The organism is Aquiflexum sp. (assembly GCF_041749095.1).
In the GTDB taxonomy this organism is placed as follows: domain Bacteria; phylum Bacteroidota; class Bacteroidia; order Cytophagales; family Cyclobacteriaceae; genus Aquiflexum.
Genome location: NZ_JBGTCA010000015.1, coordinates 1 through 20,674 on the forward strand (window position 1 = coordinate 1; position 20,674 = coordinate 20,674).

Consider the following 20,674-nt stretch of genomic DNA (forward strand, 5'->3'; position numbering starts at 1 on the left):
TTTTTTCATGATATGTCAATTTTAGGTTTTGTAATGCTTAATAAATAAAAATTCCCCCAATTAAACAAGGTAATTGGGGGAATCTGATTATTCTGAGTATGCTTACTGACCTACATTTAAATTGATATTTCTTGTAACTGAGAAATTACTCTCTGTGATCAACTCAAATTGCATGGTCAGGGTAGTACCCTGAGTCCCAGTTGGAATTTCATATTGAAAGGTCTCCACATAGGAATCTTCCTTATTCCAGGAACTGAATGTCCTGGAAGAGATATTTGTGGCAGCTCCTCCTTGGACCCTGTTCATTCGAAGTTCTGTAGCATTTTCATGCTCAGAATAAATGGTCATCGTAAATGTCACCGTCTGACCTACTGACGGAGTTGTCGTTGAAGCTGTCAGGGTAGATATTGTACCCACAGCCCCTACTATATCATATTCCGGTTCTACATTCTCAAGGATGCACGATGAAGCAACTGCCATCACCAGAAAAACAACTGCAAATCTCTTTATAACTTTCATAGTCATTTTGTTTAAATTTTTAAGAATTACCTGTCCCAGAAGACTCTATCCTGATTTGTGACATTGGGAATATTTGCAGAATTATTTACAACCTCCCTATTCGGATAGATAAATCTTCTTGGAAACAAACCCTGAGTGGTATTAGACGGGGAAGGTACTAAATTAGGAATGCCAGAGACACTGTTCGGAGCATCCACAGGTATCGATCTTCTCCAATCTGACCAAGCTTCGGCCTGTAAAAACATATCGATGTGTTTCTCCATCAGGATTTTTTCCACTGTAAGGCTTCCATCTGTTTCACTACCGAATTTTTCTATGTAGGCAGCATTGGCCGAACCAGTGACTCTTTGCAGGGAGGCAGCTACCGCGGCATTGAATGCACTGGCAGCACGTGCCCCCAATCCAGCTCTCAAAGCTGCTTCTGCTTCAATAAATTTCAATTCACTGAAATTCAAGATAGGTGTAGGTGCTTCTCTGGAATTGAGATAAGGTCCCGGAACCACGGATCCCTGTGTTCTCGAAGTGGCGCCATTGGGCGTACCCACATAAAGGCCCGCAGTTGTTGGAGAAACAAAGAAAGGCAACCTTGGGTCATCTACTCCAGTGTCAACTCTATCCCTTAAAAGATCGATGAATCTTTGACTGATACCTACATTGTTCTCCCCAAAAGTGGTTTGGAAATAGGGAAACCATGGACCTGCAAATTCAGAACCGAATATCACAATGGGTTGGTCCGCATTTGAGGCGAAAGTGCCTGCATCAATAGCGGCCAGGGCAGCGGTAGCAGAACCGGCTGGATCTACTTTGCTCAGGTGATTGTGGAACCGAGCTTTCATGGCATTGGCCAACATGATCCACCTAGGTCTTGAATTTTGCCTCCATAGGGTTTCGTTATTCGCCCGGTATATCAGGTCATTGGTACTTGGACTGGTTGTGCTTTCTGAATTCAAATCGGCAATTCCCTCGGTCAGGAGTTGCTGTACCCTTTCGTACAATCCGGCAGCATTGTCGAATTTTGGCTGAGAAATATCATCCAATTGCAAGGCCTCGGAATAAGGGATATCATTCCACAAAGACACTGAATATCCAATCACAACGGCCTCCATGATTTTGGCTGCTCCTCCATAGTGAGTGGCACCTTCCTCAACTGCTTTTCTCTTGATCGTGTTGATATTGAGCAGGCAGTTGGTATAAAACCTGTTCCAAGTCGCATCACTCATATCTGCAACAAAGGCATAATTGTTTACCTGCTGCTGATCACCTAAAACACCGGTAAGATACTGCATAAGGATACTTGTAAACTGGGCAGACTCCCCGTTCAATCCATAGGCAAATGCAGCAGTCACGGCAGGAAATATAACCTGTATAGACGCGTCGGTAGCTTGGTTAGGGTTTGTATTGATTTCATCAAATGTTTCACAGGAATTCAATACAAACAACAATAGAACCAACGATATTATTTTATTTTTCATGTTCTTCATGTTTTGGGGTTAAAACGATACGTTGAGTGTTATACCATAACTCCTCATATTCGGAGTTGTAAATGCGTCGAGTCCGACTGCACCATTAGGACCATTTAGGTTTGTTTCGGGATCAATCCCTCCATAGTTGGTGAAGAGAAGCAGGTTTCTGGCATACAGCCCAACTGATGCCCTTGACATGCCCATTCTACCTGCCATATTTGCCGGTACTTGATAGGACAATGTCACATCCCTTAACCTAATCCAGGAACCATCCTGAACCCATCTTTCTGCCATTTCTCTGCCGACAGAGAGTGCTGATCCTGAACCTTGAAAAGCTGACTGATTGAGCGTAACAGGTATATCATTCACTTGTCCGTGATTATCACCTCCGGGGTTTTCAATTATCCCTCGAAATACTGCGACTTTATTTCTATCCATTGTATGTTCTGCCACACCGGAACCATTGCCCATCCAATAAGCTGTCACATTAATCACATCACCGCCTTTTTTGATATCCCAAAGCATAGAGAGATTAAGGTTTTTATAGGTGAAATTATTTCTCCAGCCTATCAAATAATCAGGATTTGGATTACCGATCATCCTTTGTACCGGATCCATAATCGGAAAACCCTGTGGATTAACCAACACATCACCATTGGAATTTCTCAAAAACGCATTACCGTAAAAGACCCCGAATTGTTCACCTGGAACTAGCCTTCTTTGAATCCGGGCTCCAAAAAGGTTGTCAACAATAGGTTCATCATTGGGAAGGGAATTGACATAATTCCGGTTTCTGGTAAAGTTCAAAAGCATGTCCCACTTGAAATCTCCCCTTTCGATAACATCTCCTGTCAGGACAAGTTCAATCCCTCTATTTTGGATTTCTCCCGCATTGATCAGCTGAGATGTAAAACCAGTTGAGGCCGGAACCGGAACCGAAACAATCTGATCCCGGCTAATAGCATTATAATATGTGAAATCAATCCCTAATTTGTTATCAAACAACCTTATATCTGTACCTAATTCAATTGTATTTGTAAATTCTGCTCTAAGATTGGAATTGCCGGCTGAAGGACTCAAAAGAACACCACCTACCCCATCTATTGGGAATCTGACGCCAGATGCATACCTGGTGCCTGTTGTAGCAATGTTATAAAATGTCTCTGTTGTGTAAGCCGGAGGAATGTTACCTGCTCCTGCGTATGACCCTCTCAATTTTGCAAAATTCAAGACCTGACTATCAACCTTTAATAAATCCGTCAGCACCACACTTAATCCGGCACTTCCATAAGTGAAAGATCGATTATTGGCAGGCAAAGTTGAAGCCCATTCATTTCTTACGGAAAGTTCCAGGAAAATAGAATTCAAATATCCCAAACTCGCTCGAGAGAATACCGCTTGGGTCATCCTTCTGAAATCATTTTTGGTAAAAATGGGGTTTTCCTGTGTGTTGGCTATGTTGAACAATCCGGGAATTGCGAAGTTTGTCCCGTTCAGGAAATAACTGCTGGTATTGGAAGAAAACATGTTGTGCCCGATCAGCAAAGTTCCTGAAAACTTCTCATTGAAGTCTTTGGTCCCGGTTATGATCAAATCGGAATTGAGTATTTTATCCGTGTAGGTATCTTCATAAATCCGTCCTCCCAAAGCACCACTGGCTGATATTGCGGCCCCACCTGCAGAAGAAGGCGCCCATCTTTGGGTTCTTTCATCATGGGCAAAATCAAACCCCAGTCTATGGGTTATGGTCAGCCATGAGGCGGGTGTTATATCTGTCTGAAGGAAAGAGATAAACCTGTTGACATTATCAGTATAAGGATTGTTGTTAACGGTCCAAAAAGGATTATCAGGACTAAATGGTCTTGATCCGTCAAGTGCTCCCCGGAAGTTTCTTTGTTGTCCGTTAGGATATACAAATCCGGCTGAATTGTCAAATGATGGAGGTGTCCTGTAAAGCCCTTGGATCGCATCCGAGAAATTGTCTCCTCTACCAAATTTGGTACTCGTACTGTTGACATAATTGACCGAACCCCCGATCTTAACAACATCACTCAGCTTGGAATCCGCTGAGAGTTTAAAGGAGGTTCTATTAAAATTATTATTTGGGGTAATCCCTTCTTGGTACATATTTCCTGCTGATATGTAAAAGTTTGTCTTGTCAGTGGATGCAGAAACTGACACATGGGAATCATTGGTAAATCCATTTTGAAAAAACAATCGCTGATTGTCATAAACAGGAACCCTGGGACCCGCATTGGGATGATTCATATCAACAATTGTTCCCCTAGGGTCTTTGGCAAAGGGGGTACTTTCATCATACCGTAAAGTTGAAATCGGTGCACCATAATGGTTGAATGTGGTTCCTCCATTGTAAAGGCCATTATCTCCCTGACTATATGCCAATTGCTGTGGAAAGTAATTCATGATCCTGTCGGTGGAGGTATTGGTAGAAATATCAACTGTAAATCCTTTCTGTCTGGATCCTTTCTTTGTCGTGATCAGCACCACACCTGTTGCACCCTGAATCCCATAAAGTGATGTTGCAGCAGGTCCTTTAAGTATTGTGATACTTTCTATATCATTAGGGTTGATATCAATGGCCCGGTTGGCATAATCCACCCCCCCGGATGTACCTATGGAGGCCCTGAAGGAGTTGTTGGACGGAACCCCGTCTATCACAAAAAGCGGCTGATTTTGCCCGGATATAGATTGGATCCCCCGGATGACCATACTGGAACCTGCACCTGCTGAACCACCCTGTCTTGTCACCTGAACACCGGCGACTTTTGCATTCAAGGCATCCACTATATTTTGTTCTCTGGATGCAATGATTTCAGTGGAGTTGACCTCTTGAGCAGAAAATGAAATCTTTTTCTTCTCTTGGGTAAGGCCAAATGCTGTCACCACAACTTCTGACAGCTGTCTTGTGTCTGTGACCATCACCACATCCACAGTGGACCTATTGTTGATTTCAACTGATTGGCCCACAAAACCAATAAATGAGTATGTCAGAACATTACTTCCACTTGGCACAGTAATGGAATAATTTCCATCAATGTCGGTGACCGTACCAATGGTGGTGTTCTGAACCAAAACAGTGACTCCCGGAAGTGGCTGTCCGTCTTCGCGGGACGTTACTTTTCCTCTAATGGCAACATCTTGGGCAAACGCATCCGGTATGCCCAAGGAAATCACCAATAAGAAAAGAATGAGACCGGTAAATTTTCTTTTCATAATTGTTTGAATAAGGTTAAAGATTAGTTTTTAATTTAAACCGTTATTAAATAACAGACCTGACGCAATAAAACAGGTTGAAAAGCCTGATTTTTCCAATCAAAACAGCAAAAACCAGCAAATATTCTGGTTTTTTATGAAGACTTTTAAAATCAAACGAACTGTTTCTATAGATTAATAAAAACCTATATTATTACATTTTATAAAATTTTACAACAAATAGGCTTTAATTAATTTAACATAAAATTATAATTTCACTTTATTTTAAAAAATAAAATTTGATTTTTAATTAAGGTATTTTGCGACATATAATTTTAAATTACTGCAAAAAGTAACAATTTAGGTTTTACAATAAAAAAATCAACGATTTTGAAAATCTAATTTATCAGCTAAAATACTTTCAGTGCAATAAATTCAGACCATTCGATACAATTAGGACTAGTGTTATTACATTTTCCTAATTATCTAAAACACAAAAAAGCCGCCTTTATCCAAGACGGCCTTTTTTTATGTTTTTGTAAATCAATCTAACGGTCAGTTAAATACCGTATTATGCCATCTTATTCCCATTTTTTCTCTTCGGTCTTCCGTCTTCGGTCAACTGAAATGCTAAGAGGAAAAGGTAAAAGGCATCCACACCGATAATCAAACTACTTTACCTCAATATTTTCTAGAGAGACAATTTCATTCGAAACATCTGGTACGGCTACTTCTTGGATTTCAATTTTTTCAACCTCTTTATGAGTTCTTGTATGTCTATCACCTTCAGAAATATGAGGTGCAATTACAAGTGCCACAATAGAAGTCAGTTTGATCAGAATATTCATCGATGGACCTGAAGTGTCTTTGAATGGGTCACCAACCGTATCTCCTGTTACGGAAGCTTTATGGGCATCTGATCCTTTATACTGCATCACTCCATCTATCATCACGCCTTTTTCAAAGGATTTTTTGGCATTGTCCCATGCACCACCGGCATTGTTTTGAAATATCCCCATCAGTACTCCTGATACGGTAATGCCTGCCAAAGTTCCGCCCAACACTTCCGGACCAAACGCAAATCCAACGATAATCGGAGTCAACAAAGCAATCGCTCCGGGAGCGACCATTTCTCTCAATGATGCCTGAGTGGATATTTCCACACATTTTTCATATTCGGGCTTGGCTTTATATTCCATGATTCCGGGAATCTCCCTGAATTGTCTTCTAACTTCATTGACCATATCCATGGCTGCTCGGCCCACAGCTGCAATCGCCAAAGAGGAGAATATAAATGGAATCATCGCTCCGACAAAAAGACCTGCCAGTACATCTGCATTGTAGATATCAATGGAATCAATGCCTGCAATGCCAACATAAGCAGCAAACAATGCCAAAGCAGTCAAGGCTGCGGAAGCAATCGCAAATCCTTTTCCTGACGCAGCGGTAGTGTTTCCCACAGCATCTAGGATATCAGTTCTTTCTCTGACTTCTTTTGGCAAACCTGACATCTCAGCGATACCACCGGCATTATCCGCAATTGGTCCAAAAGCATCAATTGCCAATTGCATGGCTGTCGTAGCCATCATACCTGCGGCAGCAATAGCCACACCATATAGGCCTGCTGCCAAAAAGGAAGTATAAATACCCGCTGCCAAAACCAAAATCGGCGCAACGGTGGATTCCATTCCAACAGAAAGTCCTCCGATAATGTTGGTGGCATGACCTGTAGAAGATTGTTTGATGATGGAATTAACAGGACGCTTGCCCATAGAAGTATAGTATTCTGTAATCATACTCATCAAGGCGCCTACAACCAAACCGATCACCACAGCACCGAAAACGCCCATTTTGGTAAACACAAAGGATCCGCCCCTTGATAAAATCAAATCACCATCAGGCAACATATACATGATCAAAGGATAAGATGCTGCGACTGTCAACAAGATGGAAATCCAGTTTCCTTTGTTCAATGCTGCCTGTACACTGTCTGTGTCTTTGGTGATCTTTACAAAGAAAGTTCCCACAATTGAAAACATCAATCCCAAGCCCGCGATTACCAAAGGCAGCAAAATAGGTGCTATTCCACCGAAATTATCAGCAGATACAATCTCTCTTCCCAATACCATAGATGCCAAAATTGTAGCTACATAAGAGCCAAAAAGATCAGCGCCCATTCCGGCAACATCTCCTACATTATCCCCAACGTTATCAGCAATAGTAGCTGGGTTTCTTACATCATCTTCAGGGATTCCCGCCTCAACCTTTCCAACCAAGTCAGCACCTACGTCAGCAGCTTTGGTATAAATACCACCACCGACACGGGCAAACAATGCAATGGATTCCGCTCCCAATGAAAACCCTGCCAATACTTCCAGGGCAGTTTCCATTTCAGGACCATTGACATCACCTCCTGTGGATAGTACAAACATGTTATAAAACACAATGAACAAAGAACCCATACCCAAGACAGCAAGCCCGGCAACACCTAGACCCATAACAGACCCACCGGTAAAGGACACGTTTAACGCACCCTTCAAACTTGTTTTGGCTGCCTGTGTCGTTCTTACATTGGCTTTGGTGGCGATATTCATACCCATGTAGCCGGCAAAAGCTGACAACAAGGCTCCAATAATAAATGAAATGGCAATAATTGGGCTTGAAGTTTCAACCAAAGTCCCTGACCATCCTAAAACAATTGCGGCGATAACTACGAAATAGCCAAGAATTTTCCATTCGGCTTTCAAAAATGCCATGGCACCTTTGGCAATATGACCTGCCAATTCCACCATAGTTTCATCTCCGGTTTCCTGCTTGGTAACCCAAGCAGATTTGAATGCCATCACTATCAGGCCTATAATCCCCAATACAGGGACCAAATAAATAAACATTTGTTCCATAAAGCTTTTTCGAGTTTACTGTCAAAATTTTGATCCGACAAAGATATTATTATTCATATATCTAACAACCTATTCGGTTAAAAGTCATGTTTTTTTGGAGGAGACCGGAGATGTGAGACGTAAGACTTGAGATATGAGACATGAGAGGCCTATCCAGCTTTTTAGTATGAGACATGCTTGTCCGTTGTGGAGATTTGTTAGAAAAAGATACATGAGCAAAAGCCTGCCCTAAACATCTTGGAGTGACCTATGAAAATGTGAACCAATTTTTAATCTATTCGAATTTATACCTTTTACCAATTCACTTATTCCATTTAAATCCACATCATAAAACGGCCATGTATATGAATTGGACCAGTATTTATTACTATTTTCAATTCCTAATTCAAGCACCCATGACAATAGGCATCATTCTTTTGGCAATTTTTTACATATTGATGCCAGCACTTATCTTATACTTTTGTTTCAAATACGCCACCCTCAATAAACTTGGTCCTGTTATCATCGCTTATATTATTGGAATCTTACTTGGGAACATTGGAATCCTGCCGAGTATGGGTACATTTCTCAATGAATTTTTGGTCACTAATCCCAAATCGAGTCCCGAAGAAATAAAAAAACTCTTACAGGATGGTTTGATTCTGGACGAAAACCTGCTCTCTTTTCGGATTTATCAACTGAGAGATACTCTGATGAGCATCAGCATATTGCTTGCTATTCCCTTAATGCTATTCTCTTCCAATATCAAACAATGGAAGGAAATGGCGGGCAAAACATTTTCTTCATTGTTAATTGGTCTGTTTTCTGTTGTCTTTGTGATTGTAGCTGGTTTTTTCATTTTTCGGGAAAGTGGTATTAAAGACTTGTGGAAAGTTTCCGGCTTATTGATCGGAGTTTATACAGGAGGAACTCCAAATTTGGCTTCTTTGAAAATAATGCTGGATGTGGATGCTAACACCTATATATTGACCCATACCTATGACCTGATTGTCGGTGTATTTTATCTTTCGTTTTTACTTTCTATGGGACCTAGATTTTTTAATAAATTTCTGATCAAATTCCCCCTGCCTACAGAACAATTCGAACTTAAGGAAATTGAGGTAAAAAAAGATTTTTGGGGTTTTCTAAATAGAGAAACACTTCTCCAATTGGGAAAGGCTATTTTGATGGCAATTGGGATTTTGAGCATTGGGGCAGGATTATCTCTCATGGTTCCGGAGAGTTTGGTGATGGTGGTTGTTATCCTCAGTCTCACCACTCTGGGGATCTTGGCTTCCCTCATTCCTGCCATCAACCGTGGGGAAAAATCATTTGATGCCGGCATGTACCTGATTCTTATATTTAGTCTTGTAGTGGCGTCTATGGCTGATATCAGAAATTTCGCAGGACTCACACCTGCCCTATTGGGTTATATTTCCTTGGCTGTTTTTGGATCACTGACAATCCATGTTTTTTTGAGTAAAATTTTTAAGATCGATGCAGACACAACTATGATCACTTCTGTGGCTTTTATATGTTCTCCGCCATTCGTTCCAGTCATAGCCGGTGCTCTTCGTAATAGACATATAATGGTGTCCGGAATAACCATTGGTATCATAGGATATGCCATTGGAAATTATCTTGGCTTCCTGGTAGCAAATCTTTTAAAGATGTTTTAACCCCCACTATTTTCTTTGTACTACTTGTCCACAACATCCGATCGTCCTTGATACTTAGTACACAGTACTTTTATACTTTATTCAAATCTAAAATCTACCCCCACTCTTTCCTGTTGTAAAATTACCTTTAAGGGCGACTGGGTGTAGTTTGCAACTACACTCTTATATTCTTATCAATTTTCCATTGAAACAAATTACTTTCCTCTTTGGTTTAAATCGTTATTTCCATCATGAATATTTTTAATTACCATAAATATAGAAGATTTATGATTTTAGATTTTAGATTTTAGATTTAAAAAACCGGATTCTGCTATTGAGTTGACAAATGATCTTACTTTTTACTTTGCACTACTTGTCTACTTTTGATCATGCCCCTTCTTGGTACTTGGTAACGACTTGTCCGCCGTGGCGGATAGTACTTTGTACATTTTACCAATCTAAAATCTACCTTCTAAAATCTAAAATCCCTTCCCCACCAACCTGTCCATCACCCAATTGGTCCTTGCGCCTGAAATCCCTGTACTTGGACATTCTCCCAAGCCCAAAAGATCATCAACTACAGTTTTGATCAAAGGCTGCTGAATATGATGAGGCAGATCCACTTGATAATACATGGTTTCATGGTTATCTCTTTCCAACACAAACTCACCTTTACCAAAAGTCTCAAAGCTGATTTTTCCTTTGCTTCCATAAATGGTAATCTTATCTATTTCCGAAACTTTGGAGGTTGTGAAGCACCAATTTCCTGTTCCCACTACCCCACTTTCAAATACAAAACTCCCACAAACAATATCTTCAGCTTCATAGGCTTTTGCCTGATTGGTAGCAAAACCCTGTGCTTTGGCAATGGGACCAAAAAAGAAATCCAACAGATCCAACTGATGCGAGGCCAGGTCAAAAAAGAAACCCCCACCTGCAATCTCAGGATCCACCCTCCAATTGTTGTCTATCTTGGCCACCAATTCAGGGATCAAAACCTGTTTCAAATCAATATGTACAGTCCTGATTTCTCCCAATTCACCTTCCTTAATCAACTCCTTGATCTTGAGGAAATGCGGTAAAGCCCTTCTATAGTATGCGACATATAACCGAACACCTACATCTTCACAAACAGCTATCATCTCCTGACATTCCGCAAATGTCCTTGCCATGGGTTTTTCCACATAAACAGGCTTTCCTGCTTTTGCAGCTAATTTTGTCAGTTCCAAGTGTGCATTTGGAGGCGTGGCAATATAGACGGCATTGACTTCCGGGTCATTTACCAGTTCCTCAGCAGATGTGTACCATTTAGGCACCTGATGTCTCTCTGCATAATCCCTGACTTTTTCTTCACTTCTCCGCATCACCGCTACCAAGCGACTGTTTGGAATCAAGTTCATTGCCGGGGCTGATTTTACTTCGCAGACATTGCCCACACCCAAAACACCCCAATGGATGTCCTTATCTATTATTTTTTTCATTTTTTAAAGTTCAGTTTTTCCAAATGATAAAATGATGATCCCTTTAAGAAAGGAATAAATTTAGCCTTTATAAAATATATACTTAAATTTAAGTTAAAAAAAACAGTAACATGAGTAAACTTTCACCAATGCTTTTATTTGACAAAATAGATGCAGACATGTCATTTCTGACCAATTGTTTCAAAAAAGTTTTAATCAGCTTGGGCGAAACCGGGTTGATCGGTCTAATTGAGCAAAGAATTGATTCTGATAAATTAGCTGATTTAGGACCTGATCTGGAAGAAAAGCAAATACAGGTACTCAGCATTTATTTACAACTGATGAATCTTGTCGAAGAAAATGCGGCTGTTCAGTTTAGGAGAAAAAATGCGGATGAAATCGGAATGGCCGGTATCAGAGGTTCCTGGTCGGAGACTTTCGAAAGATGGAAAAAGCAGGGGCTCGAAGAATCCCAAATTTTGGACATCATCAGGATGGTCAATTTGTCCCCTGTGCTGACTGCACACCCCACTGAAGCCAAAAGAATATCAATCCTCGAGCTACATAGGGAGTTATACCTGACTTTGCTCAAACTGGATAACAGCATTTACTCCAATATTGAAAGGAAAGCCATTGAGGAAGAAATTACCACACTTTTGGAAAGGTGGTGGAGGACAGGGGAAGTTTACCTGGAAAAGCCAACCGTAAAAGCTGAACGCAATAACGTCATGCATTACCTCACCAAGGTATATCCAAAAATCCTTGAAAAAAGTGATGAGAAATTAAGGTTAAGCTGGATTGAAGCAGGATTTGATTCCCAATCTTTGCGCCTAGCTGAGGAATATCCTCAAATGACTTTTGGCAGTTGGGTGGGTGGTGACCGCGATGGTCACCCTTATGTCACCGCAGACCTCACCAAGGATACTTTGATAGCCCATCGCGAAGCAGCATTTTCCCTGCTCAAAAAACAATTGGTTGCCTTAGCTTCAGAAATGAGTTTTTCTGAAATCAGAAATCCGGTACCTTTCAATCTTGTGAAAGCCATCAACAGCTTGGCGGTCACTTTTGGCGAACAGGGAAAGCAAGCTGTGGATAGAAATACCTATGAACCTTGGCGGCAGTTTATCAACCTGATGTTGTTGAAGCTGGAAAACACGATAGGTGAAACTTTTGAAGAAAATAAATACTACACGGCTCCTGTAGAATTGGCAGAAGATCTTGAAATACTCAGGAAAAGCCTCATTGAAATCAAGGCATTTAGAATTGCCGAAAAGTTGGTTTTCCCCTTGCAGCGATTTGTCCAATGCTTTGGTTTTCACCTTGCCAAACTGGACATACGGCAAAATAGTGAATTCCATGACAAGGCCCTGCAACAGATCTTGGAAAAAACCGGATTTGAAAATTCATCTTTCAGCACCTGGTCCGAGCAAGAGAAAATCGATTTTTTGAGCAATGAACTGAAAAGCGAAAGACCATTTGCCGCATCCGGTAAATCATTTGGTGAGGAGGCGGATAAAGTCCTGGACTGTTTCAGGGTGGTCAAAAAACATTCGAACAAATATGGGAATGAAGGAATAGGTTCATTCATTGTCAGCATGACAAGAGGAGTGGCCGATTTACTGGTGGTGTACATTTTTATGAGAGAAGTTGGTCTGGACAAAAACCAATTCCATGTGGTTCCGCTATTTGAAACCATCGATGACCTTGACCATTCGGCCCAAATCATGGATAGCTACCTGTCCCATACTTTTATTCCAAAAAGTGAAATACAGGAAATCATGTTGGGCTACAGTGATAGCAATAAAGACGGGGGAATACTTTCCAGTAGGTGGAACATATATCAAACCGAACATAAGTTGTCCAAAATAGCCAAAGATCATGGCAAGCGCTTCAAATACTTTCATGGAATAGGTGGCACCATCAGCCGGGGAGGAGGCAAATACCACAGGTTTCTCGAAAGTATGCCCTCCGGCAGTCTGAGCGGTGAAATCAAACTTACCATACAGGGTGAAACCATTGCACAGCAATTTGCTAACCTGCTGAATGGAACCTACAACATGGAAATGTTACTATCGGGAGTTGCTTTGCAAACCGGATATTTCTGTCATCCAAACGGACTACCTGACTACCCCAATGAGACCATGAAAATGCTCTCAGACTTTTCCATTGAATATTATAAGCAACTGATCGGACATAAGTCTTTTATAGAATTCTATGGTGAAGCTACCCCCATTGATGTTCTGGAGTTGACAAAAATCGGTTCCCGGCCTGCCAGGCGGACAGGTACCAGAACACTCGCTGACCTTAGGGCCATCCCTTGGGTATTTAGCTGGAGCCAATCCAGGTTCAATATTACAGGCTGGTTTGGTATAGGCCATGCACTCGCCAAACTTAGAAAGGAAAAGCCAAAGGAATATCAGGAACTAAGAGGCTTAACAGGGATTTGGCCACTGCTCATGTACATTCTTATCCAACTGGAAACCAATCTGATGAATGCCGACCCCAACCTGATGAAGCGGTATTCAGGTCTGGTCAACAATAAAAATGTCAAGGATGAGATTCTGAAAATCATTTTGGAAGAGCATCAAAGAAGCCTGGATGAAATCGGGGATATGTTTGATAATGACCGGGAAAAGAGAAGGACCAGCCAGATCAACAACATGAAAAGAAGGGAATTTGCATTGAACACGCTTCATGAATTTCAGATACAGAAGCTGGGGGAATGGAGAAAACTCAAAACAGATAATCCGGATGTTGCAGAACCTTTGATAAAAAAATTGCTGGAAATCACCACTGCTTTGGCCAGTGGCCTGAAAAACACCGGCTGATCAGGAAAATAATCAATTTCTTACCGGTACCGTTATAAAAGAGTAAGTCTTAAAGTTCAATTCAGAACGAAAAATTTTACTGACTTTCCTAGTTTACATTTCTTTAAATATAAAAAACCAGTCCATGCTCAAATCCAAACATATCACAGAGAACCCAAAACTTTATATTTTTTTACCACTTTACTATACGCTTTGGGCAGATGGTGTACTGACTCCCTCAGAACTTAGGGAAATCAATTCATTGATCGAAAAACAATCTTGGATCAACGAAGAAGAAAGAAACTGGCTGCTTACCCTGCTTGACCCAAGCAAACCACCAAAACCTAAGGAGCTAAAATCCTGGAAGTCTGCCGTCAAAAAACTGGAACTGAATAATCTGCCAAAACTTTATGAAATCGGGAAAGCCTTGGCTGTCCATCATTCCGGACAGGAAGACTTGGAATTTGAAACCAACCTTCAGACCGACTTTCAGGACACAGAGTTGGCTTTAGGTTTATTGAGCAAGGAAGCCGGTTACACTTTTAAATCTGACCACAAGACCGTCACCACGGAGTATCATAAAGAAAGCAACTTTGATATAGGGAAAATGACTTCCTTGCTGGATGGAAGTCAGTCGCAATTGATCAAAAATGTAAAAAGGATAATTGCAGACCCTACTTTTGCCTACAGGGAATACGACAGCCTTTTGGACTATAGGGAGCAAGTCTTACAATGGTGTCAGGAATTGGCAAAACAGGGATATGGATCCTGGGCATTCCCTGAATATACAGGCGGAAAAGATGATATGGAGGGTTACTTCACCATCATGGAGACTTTGAGCTATCATGACCTGAGTATGGTGATCAAGTTTGGAGTACAGTTTGGACTTTGGGGTATGAGCATTTTCTTTTTGGGAACTGAAAAGCACCATAAAAAATACCTCAAAGACATTGGAAGTCTGAAATTGCCCGGATGCTTTGCCATGACGGAAACCGGCCATGGCTCCAATGTAAAAGGCCTGGAAACAACTGCCACCTATAATCACCAAGACCGGACCTTTGTCATCCATACCCCAAATCCCGATGCAAGAAAAGAATATATCGGAAATGCTGCCCTTCATGGGCAGGCCGCAACTGTATTTGCCAAGCTGATCATTGATGGGGAAGATTATGGGGTCAATGCCTTTGTAGTCCCATTGAGAACTTCAGAAGGAGAAAGTATCAGTGGTGTAAGGATTGAAGACTGTGGCAGGAAAATGGGACTCAATGGAGTGGACAATGGTATCATCTATTTTGATCAGGTTGTCATCCCTAAGGAAAACATGCTGGACAAATTCGCTTCTGTCAATGAGCAAGGTGAATTTGAAAGCCCGATCAGTTCAGATAACCGGAGATTTTTCGTCATGCTGGGCACTTTGGTTGGTGGAAGAATCGGCATTCCCCGATCGGCACTTTCAGCTAGCAAAACAGGCTTGACCATAGCCATCAGGTATGGGGAAAAAAGAAAACAATTTGGACCCGAAGGCGGAGATGAAGTACCAATCCTCAACTACCGCATGCATCAGAGGAGATTGATGCCACCGTTGGCCAAATCCTATGCCCTGCATTTTGGCTTGAAGTACCTCACCCAAAGATTTCTGGACAGCACAGAAGAAGATGCGCAGGAAATTGAGGCACTGGCAGCAGGACTCAAAGCTTATGCAACCTGGTTTACTACCTCCACCCTTCAGGAATGCAGGGAGGCCTGTGGCGGAAAGGGATATCTTTCCGAAAACCGGATTGATGCACTCAAGAATGATACGGACGTGTACACCACTTTTGAAGGGGACAATGTTGTCCTGATGCAATTGGTGGCCAAAAACAGGCTGACCGAATTCAGACAGGAGTTTGGAAGTATGAACATGTTTACCATTTTCAATTATGTAGCCAGCCAGGCAAGGACTTCTATCACTGAGAAAAACCCCATCATCATACGCAGTACAGACCAAGACCATCTATTGGATTTTGGTTTTCATCTCAGTGCTTTTATTTACCGCGAAAAGGCTATTTTGAGCAGTGCAGCCCAAAGGCTCAAAAGGCATATTGATGAAGGTATGGACTCATTCGATGCATTCAATGTCGCCCAGCACCATATGGTCAATGTTGGACAGGCATACATTGAAAGAGTAGTTCTGGAACAGTTCCAAAAACAGGTTCGTGAAACTACAGATGAAAACTGCAAATCAGCCTTGACCCAACTCTGTCAGTTATTTGCCCTGCATACCATCGAACAAAACAGGGGCTGGTACCTGGAACAAGGCTATATGGAAGGCGTCAAAACCAAATCAATCCGCAAAGAAGTCAATCAACTCTGCTGGGAAGTAAGGAAAAATGCCCTTGCCCTTACCGATGCCTTTGACATCCCCGAAAGCTGCATTGGGGCACCGATTGCGATGAGGGGGAGAAAGGATGAAGGGGGAAGGGTGAGGGATGAAGGGGGAAGGGTGAGGGATGAAGGATGAAGGAGGGGCCGTTGTCCGAAGCTTGTAGCTTCGTGACCTTGAGTATGGCGTTTGTAACGCCCCTTTTTCCTAGCAAATAAGCAAAGTGCAACCAAGGATGTGGAGGAGATGTGAGTGACACTCACATTGGCACCGCGTCATTCTGAACGAGCTTAGGGGTGCTTTTAATTTACCAGAAACTCTTCAGCGAAGTGAAAGCCTGCCCCGTAGAATTTCGGGGAATCCCACGAGGAACATTATAAGGATGAAGATGTAAGTATGAAGCAAATTAATGTGAGTGCAGAAACCCACATCGGCGTGGAAAGTCTGTATTGCCTTAAAGGTCTTAGACCTATCCTGCCGTTGAGGTGACAAGGATACGTTTCTTCATAGTCTAATCTTTTTATTGGATCGGTCGTGCTTCCGTTGTCCGAAGTCTCTACTTCGTAACGCTGAGTCAGGCGTTTGTAACGCCTGTTTTCCCTCAAATGGTCAACCCTCCGCCCTCTCCTTCAGCGCCATATTCATTTTGACAAAGTTCTCCCGGGTTTGTTCCCCTATCTTTTTCAGAATCATACCACTCAGAATTCCGGAGAAATTTTCCCCATGATTCAATTTGACCTGGTTTGGATTGATTTCTTCGATTTCAAAATAATGATGACCGTCAAACAGACCCTTAACCCATAATTTCCCTAACCAATCAAAATACCGGTAGTTTTCAACTTTTAGTACAGTAGGCTTGAAGGTCATGTCCTTATCTCCGTTTTTCATGGTATTGGTCAATTGGGTTCCGACAAATGCCTGCCCTTGGCTTTGGATGATAAATGGATTCCAACTGCTGTAATTTCCAAAATCAGTCAGGATATCCCATACTTTTTCTTTGGATGCATTGATGATAATTTCAGTTCTGATTTTCATGTAAGTATCGTTTGATGTTCATGGCAAAAGTAGGTATTCGACACCCTTAGGTTCATTATCTTTTGTTAAGAAGTCAGGTTTGTATGGAAAATAATTTTGGAAATTTCCTCTATATTTCTGCATGAACCCAAGCATCCTAAATGCCATCGTCGACAAAGCTGCCAAAAACAAACTAATCCATGGAGCAGTTTTTCATGTCTCAAATATGGATGGTCAAGAAATTGCCGTAAGCGCCACAGGAAATTTCAAGCTTGATTCAAGATTCTATATTGCAAGTATCAATAAGATGATAAGTGCTGCAATCACCCTGCGGTTGGTCAAAGACAAGCGGTTGAATTTCTCAGACAAAATTTCAGAATTACTCCCTGAAGCATACTGGAAAGGAATTCTTAAGATCAATGGAAAGGACTTTTCCGGAGAAATTACCTTACAACAATTGCTGTCCCATACGTCCGGACTTCCTTGTTACCTTATCGATAAAAGGGCAGATGGAATTAAAAACATGGACTTGATACTCAAAGAAGAGGATCAGTCTTGGCCATTGGAAGAAGTGGTGAGTGAAGTCAAAAAAATGAAACCGAAATTTATCCCCGGTACTAAAAACAAAGCTAGCTATGGAGAAACGAATTTTAGGTTGATCGATGAAATACTCCACCAAAAAAATGGTAAGCAGATAGATCAGTTATACCAAGAGATTTTCAAAGAATTGGGTATGGAACAAACCAAGATGATGCACTTATGCAAACCAGAAGATTTTCAACCCCTGTACAACAAGGATAAAATAATTAGGATTGATGCCTATGCTGAATCTTCCAAACATGATGTTATCAGCACAGCAAATGACCTTGCCATTTTTATCCAAGCTTATTATAAGGGCATGTTTTATCCAAAAGAAAAATTACCTGAACTGGAAAGTTGGAACAACATTTTTTTCCCTTTCAAATATGGCATAGGAATCCAGCAATTCTATATTCCTAGGATTCTTTCACCATTCAAAGCCATCCCAAAAATGGTGGGGCACTGTGGTTCTTCAGGGGCAGTGGCTTTTTACATTCCCGAAAAATCAGTCACTATCACCGGAACCGTCAATCAAACTGCCAAACCAAGTCTTGTTTTCCAAACCTTGATCAAAATTGTAAACAAATTATAAATTACCCTTCCCCATCAGACTCCTAGGCCAATGTGAGTGTCTCACATCCCTGAGGTTCAAACTTCACATTAAGCTTGATGAAATACCAAAGTCTAGTTTTTTTATCTTGTCCCAACATCGGTCATCGGTCCATCGGTCAATTTCCACTTCCATCTTCCGTCTTTTTCCTTTATCCTTCATCTCTTATCCCTCATCCTTTCCCCATCAATCTCTTCCTGATCCTGCTTAAACTCACAGGAGTGATTCCTAAAAAGGAAGCAATATAATGCTGGGGAACCCGTTGAATCAGGTCTCTGTGCTCCTCCTCAAACTTCCGATACCTTTCTTCGGGGCTGTCCAATATAAAAGAAGACAAAATCCTCTGTGCATTGATAAAGCGTTGTTCTGCAATTTTACGGGTGATGGTATTCAGTATGGGTAATTTTATGTATAAGTCATCAATCTGTTCCTTGGTGATGACGAGCAGTTCACAGTCTTCTAATGCCTCTAGCGATTGAATGCTTGGGCTTTGTCGGAGAAAGGAATCATAAGCACCTCCAAACAGCCCCTCCTGAAAAATAAAAGCCGTAATCTCCTCGCCCTCTTTGGTATAAAACAACCTTAACAATCCTTTATTGACAAAATAAAATTCCTTGGCCACTTTCCCTTCTTCAATCAACCTGAACTTTTTCGGCACCTGTCTAAAAGTAAACGCCTCCTCAAAAATCCTTTTCTCCCTGGGGCTAAGGCTAGCAACCTGGCTGACTGTCTGATGGATCACTTGGTACATAAATAGTTTTTTGACTTTGTAAAATCAAAAATAAAATATTTTGCTAAAACTGTTTTTCAAAAAGAGTTGATTCAATTCATTCACAAATTATTTAATTAATAATCAATGCTTTATAATTGATTAATAAAAATTTTTCAAAAATAAAGATGTCATTTTGGCTATATCTTCCTTTACAAAATATAGTAATAAGCCTCAAATGAATAATGTTGAATTCCTATTGACCAACCCTGAATTTGTACGTTGGGTCAGAAATCCTGACAAGGATTTGGATACCTATTGGAAAAACTGGATGGAAGCCAATTCTGAAAGGACTGAAGACCTCAAATCGGCAAGAGAGTTTGTCGAAGGAATTCAATTTGAAGAAGTTCTTCCTCGTGATGAAATCAAAGATGATTTATTGGCAAAAATATTAAAGGAAGGTAGTGTATCTGAGAAAGAGATTATTTATGATTCTAATAAGAATAAATCTTTAACCGATTGGATTAGCCAAATCGGTCAGATTTATAAAGTTGCTGCCATTCTGATTTTTGCCTTAGCAATGTATCTGCCGAATTTTCTCCATAAAAACGAGGCTTCTGTAGGTTTGGAATCAGTTCAGGTCCCATGGGTTGAAAAATCGACCGCAAAGGGTGAGAAATTAAGTATCACACTTCCTGATGGATCCAGGGTTTGGTTGAATTCAGGAAGCAAGTTAGAATTCCCGGAAAAATTCAGTGAAACAGAAAGGAATATGTCGATTTCAGGTGAAGCGTATTTTGAAGTAAAAAAAGATTCTCTCAGGCCCTTTAGGGTTGAGTCAGATGGAATTGTGACCACGGCTTTGGGTACATCCTTCAATATCAATACGAAGAACAGATCATTGGTAAGAATATCTTTAGTGAGTGGAAAAGTAAGTGTTGATAAGGACATCGCACAGGAGGAGATCATATTGATTCCAGGTCAGGAATTCCAATTTGACAAAAAGGGGAATGATCAATGGGTGAAAAATTTCAATCCGGAAAAAGTGGTGGCATGGAAAGAGGGAAAGTTAATCTTTGAAAATGCCAGCCTATCAGAAGTGGTGCAGACATTGGAAGATTGGTACGGAGTGAAATTCAACCTGGTCAATGCAGAAAAAGTAAAATGGAATTTTTCGGGAGAATATCAAAATCAGATTCTTGATAACCTCCTGAACAGTATTGCTTATGCAGAAAATTTTGAATATGAAATCAATGGTAAAAATGTAAAACTTAAATTTTAATGGTATGACCTATCAAAACACATCTTAATGAAAGCCGACAGATTAGAGAATCCGTCGGCTTAGCCCGGTCAGAAGATGGTCAACATTGGGGAATGGAAGACATCTAAAGACCGCATTTA

The 20,674-nt window shown here is 41.0% G+C and carries 12 protein-coding genes; 5 read left to right on the forward strand and 7 right to left on the reverse strand.

Translation table 11 applies throughout. The annotated features are described in order from the left end of the window. Positions 1–102: 102 nt before the first annotated feature. The 4 genes from ACEW8O_RS00840 to ACEW8O_RS00855 form a co-directional block, all read right to left on the reverse strand. Positions 103–519 carry a hypothetical protein gene (locus ACEW8O_RS00840; protein WP_373492725.1) on the reverse strand — a complete coding sequence of 139 codons (417 nt, stop codon included), beginning with the start codon at positions 517–519 and terminating at the stop codon, positions 103–105. A 26-nt stretch (positions 520–545) separates the two neighbouring features. Then, the gene (locus ACEW8O_RS00845) at positions 546–1,991 is read right to left on the reverse strand and encodes a SusD/RagB family nutrient-binding outer membrane lipoprotein (RefSeq protein WP_373492726.1); all 1,446 of its coding nucleotides are present in this window, start codon (positions 1,989–1,991) and stop codon (positions 546–548) included. An 18-nt stretch (positions 1,992–2,009) separates the two neighbouring features. Next, complete coding sequence (locus tag ACEW8O_RS00850) at positions 2,010–5,216, reverse strand: SusC/RagA family TonB-linked outer membrane protein (protein WP_373492727.1); 3,207 nt, start codon at positions 5,214–5,216, stop codon at positions 2,010–2,012. Between the two features lie 650 nt (positions 5,217–5,866). After that, positions 5,867–8,095: a sodium-translocating pyrophosphatase gene (locus ACEW8O_RS00855; protein WP_373492728.1), complete on the reverse strand. Its 2,229-nt coding sequence runs from the start codon at positions 8,093–8,095 to the stop codon at positions 5,867–5,869. A 395-nt stretch (positions 8,096–8,490) separates the two neighbouring features. Between ACEW8O_RS00855 and ACEW8O_RS00860 the strand changes: the two genes are divergently transcribed. Beyond that, positions 8,491–9,753, forward strand: coding sequence for a DUF819 family protein (locus ACEW8O_RS00860; protein ID WP_373492729.1), 1,263 nt, complete (start codon positions 8,491–8,493; stop codon positions 9,751–9,753). Between the two features lie 458 nt (positions 9,754–10,211). On the opposite strand, the gene ACEW8O_RS00865 is transcribed toward ACEW8O_RS00860, so the two are convergent. Then, complete coding sequence (locus ACEW8O_RS00865; protein ID WP_373492730.1) at positions 10,212–11,213, reverse strand: Gfo/Idh/MocA family protein; 1,002 nt, start codon at positions 11,211–11,213, stop codon at positions 10,212–10,214. A 110-nt stretch (positions 11,214–11,323) separates the two neighbouring features. On the opposite strand from ACEW8O_RS00865, the gene ACEW8O_RS00870 reads away from it, so the two are divergent. Both ACEW8O_RS00870 and ACEW8O_RS00875 read left to right on the forward strand, forming a co-directional pair. Continuing rightward, the gene (locus ACEW8O_RS00870) at positions 11,324–14,020 is read left to right on the forward strand and encodes a phosphoenolpyruvate carboxylase (RefSeq protein WP_373492731.1); all 2,697 of its coding nucleotides are present in this window, start codon (positions 11,324–11,326) and stop codon (positions 14,018–14,020) included. Between the two features lie 124 nt (positions 14,021–14,144). Next, the gene (locus tag ACEW8O_RS00875) at positions 14,145–16,499 is read left to right on the forward strand and encodes an acyl-CoA dehydrogenase (protein WP_373492732.1); all 2,355 of its coding nucleotides are present in this window, start codon (positions 14,145–14,147) and stop codon (positions 16,497–16,499) included. A gap of 471 nt (positions 16,500–16,970) precedes the next feature. On the opposite strand, the gene ACEW8O_RS00880 is transcribed toward ACEW8O_RS00875, so the two are convergent. Beyond that, entirely contained in the window at positions 16,971–17,396 is a 426-nt protein-coding gene (locus tag ACEW8O_RS00880) for an SRPBCC family protein (protein WP_373492733.1), read from the reverse strand. Positions 17,397–17,517: 121 nt separating this feature from the next. Between ACEW8O_RS00880 and ACEW8O_RS00885 the strand changes: the two genes are divergently transcribed. Continuing rightward, positions 17,518–18,546, forward strand: a complete 1,029-nt coding sequence (locus ACEW8O_RS00885) for a serine hydrolase domain-containing protein (RefSeq protein WP_373492734.1) — start codon at positions 17,518–17,520, stop codon at positions 18,544–18,546. A 190-nt stretch (positions 18,547–18,736) separates the two neighbouring features. On the opposite strand, the gene ACEW8O_RS00890 is transcribed toward ACEW8O_RS00885, so the two are convergent. Beyond that, entirely contained in the window at positions 18,737–19,315 is a 579-nt protein-coding gene (locus ACEW8O_RS00890) for a Crp/Fnr family transcriptional regulator (RefSeq protein WP_373492735.1), read from the reverse strand. Positions 19,316–19,511: 196 nt separating this feature from the next. Here ACEW8O_RS00890 and ACEW8O_RS00895 point away from each other — a divergent pair, with 196 nt between their 5' ends. Beyond that, positions 19,512–20,555, forward strand: a complete 1,044-nt coding sequence (locus ACEW8O_RS00895; protein ID WP_373492736.1) for a FecR family protein — start codon at positions 19,512–19,514, stop codon at positions 20,553–20,555. Positions 20,556–20,674 lie beyond the last annotated feature (119 nt).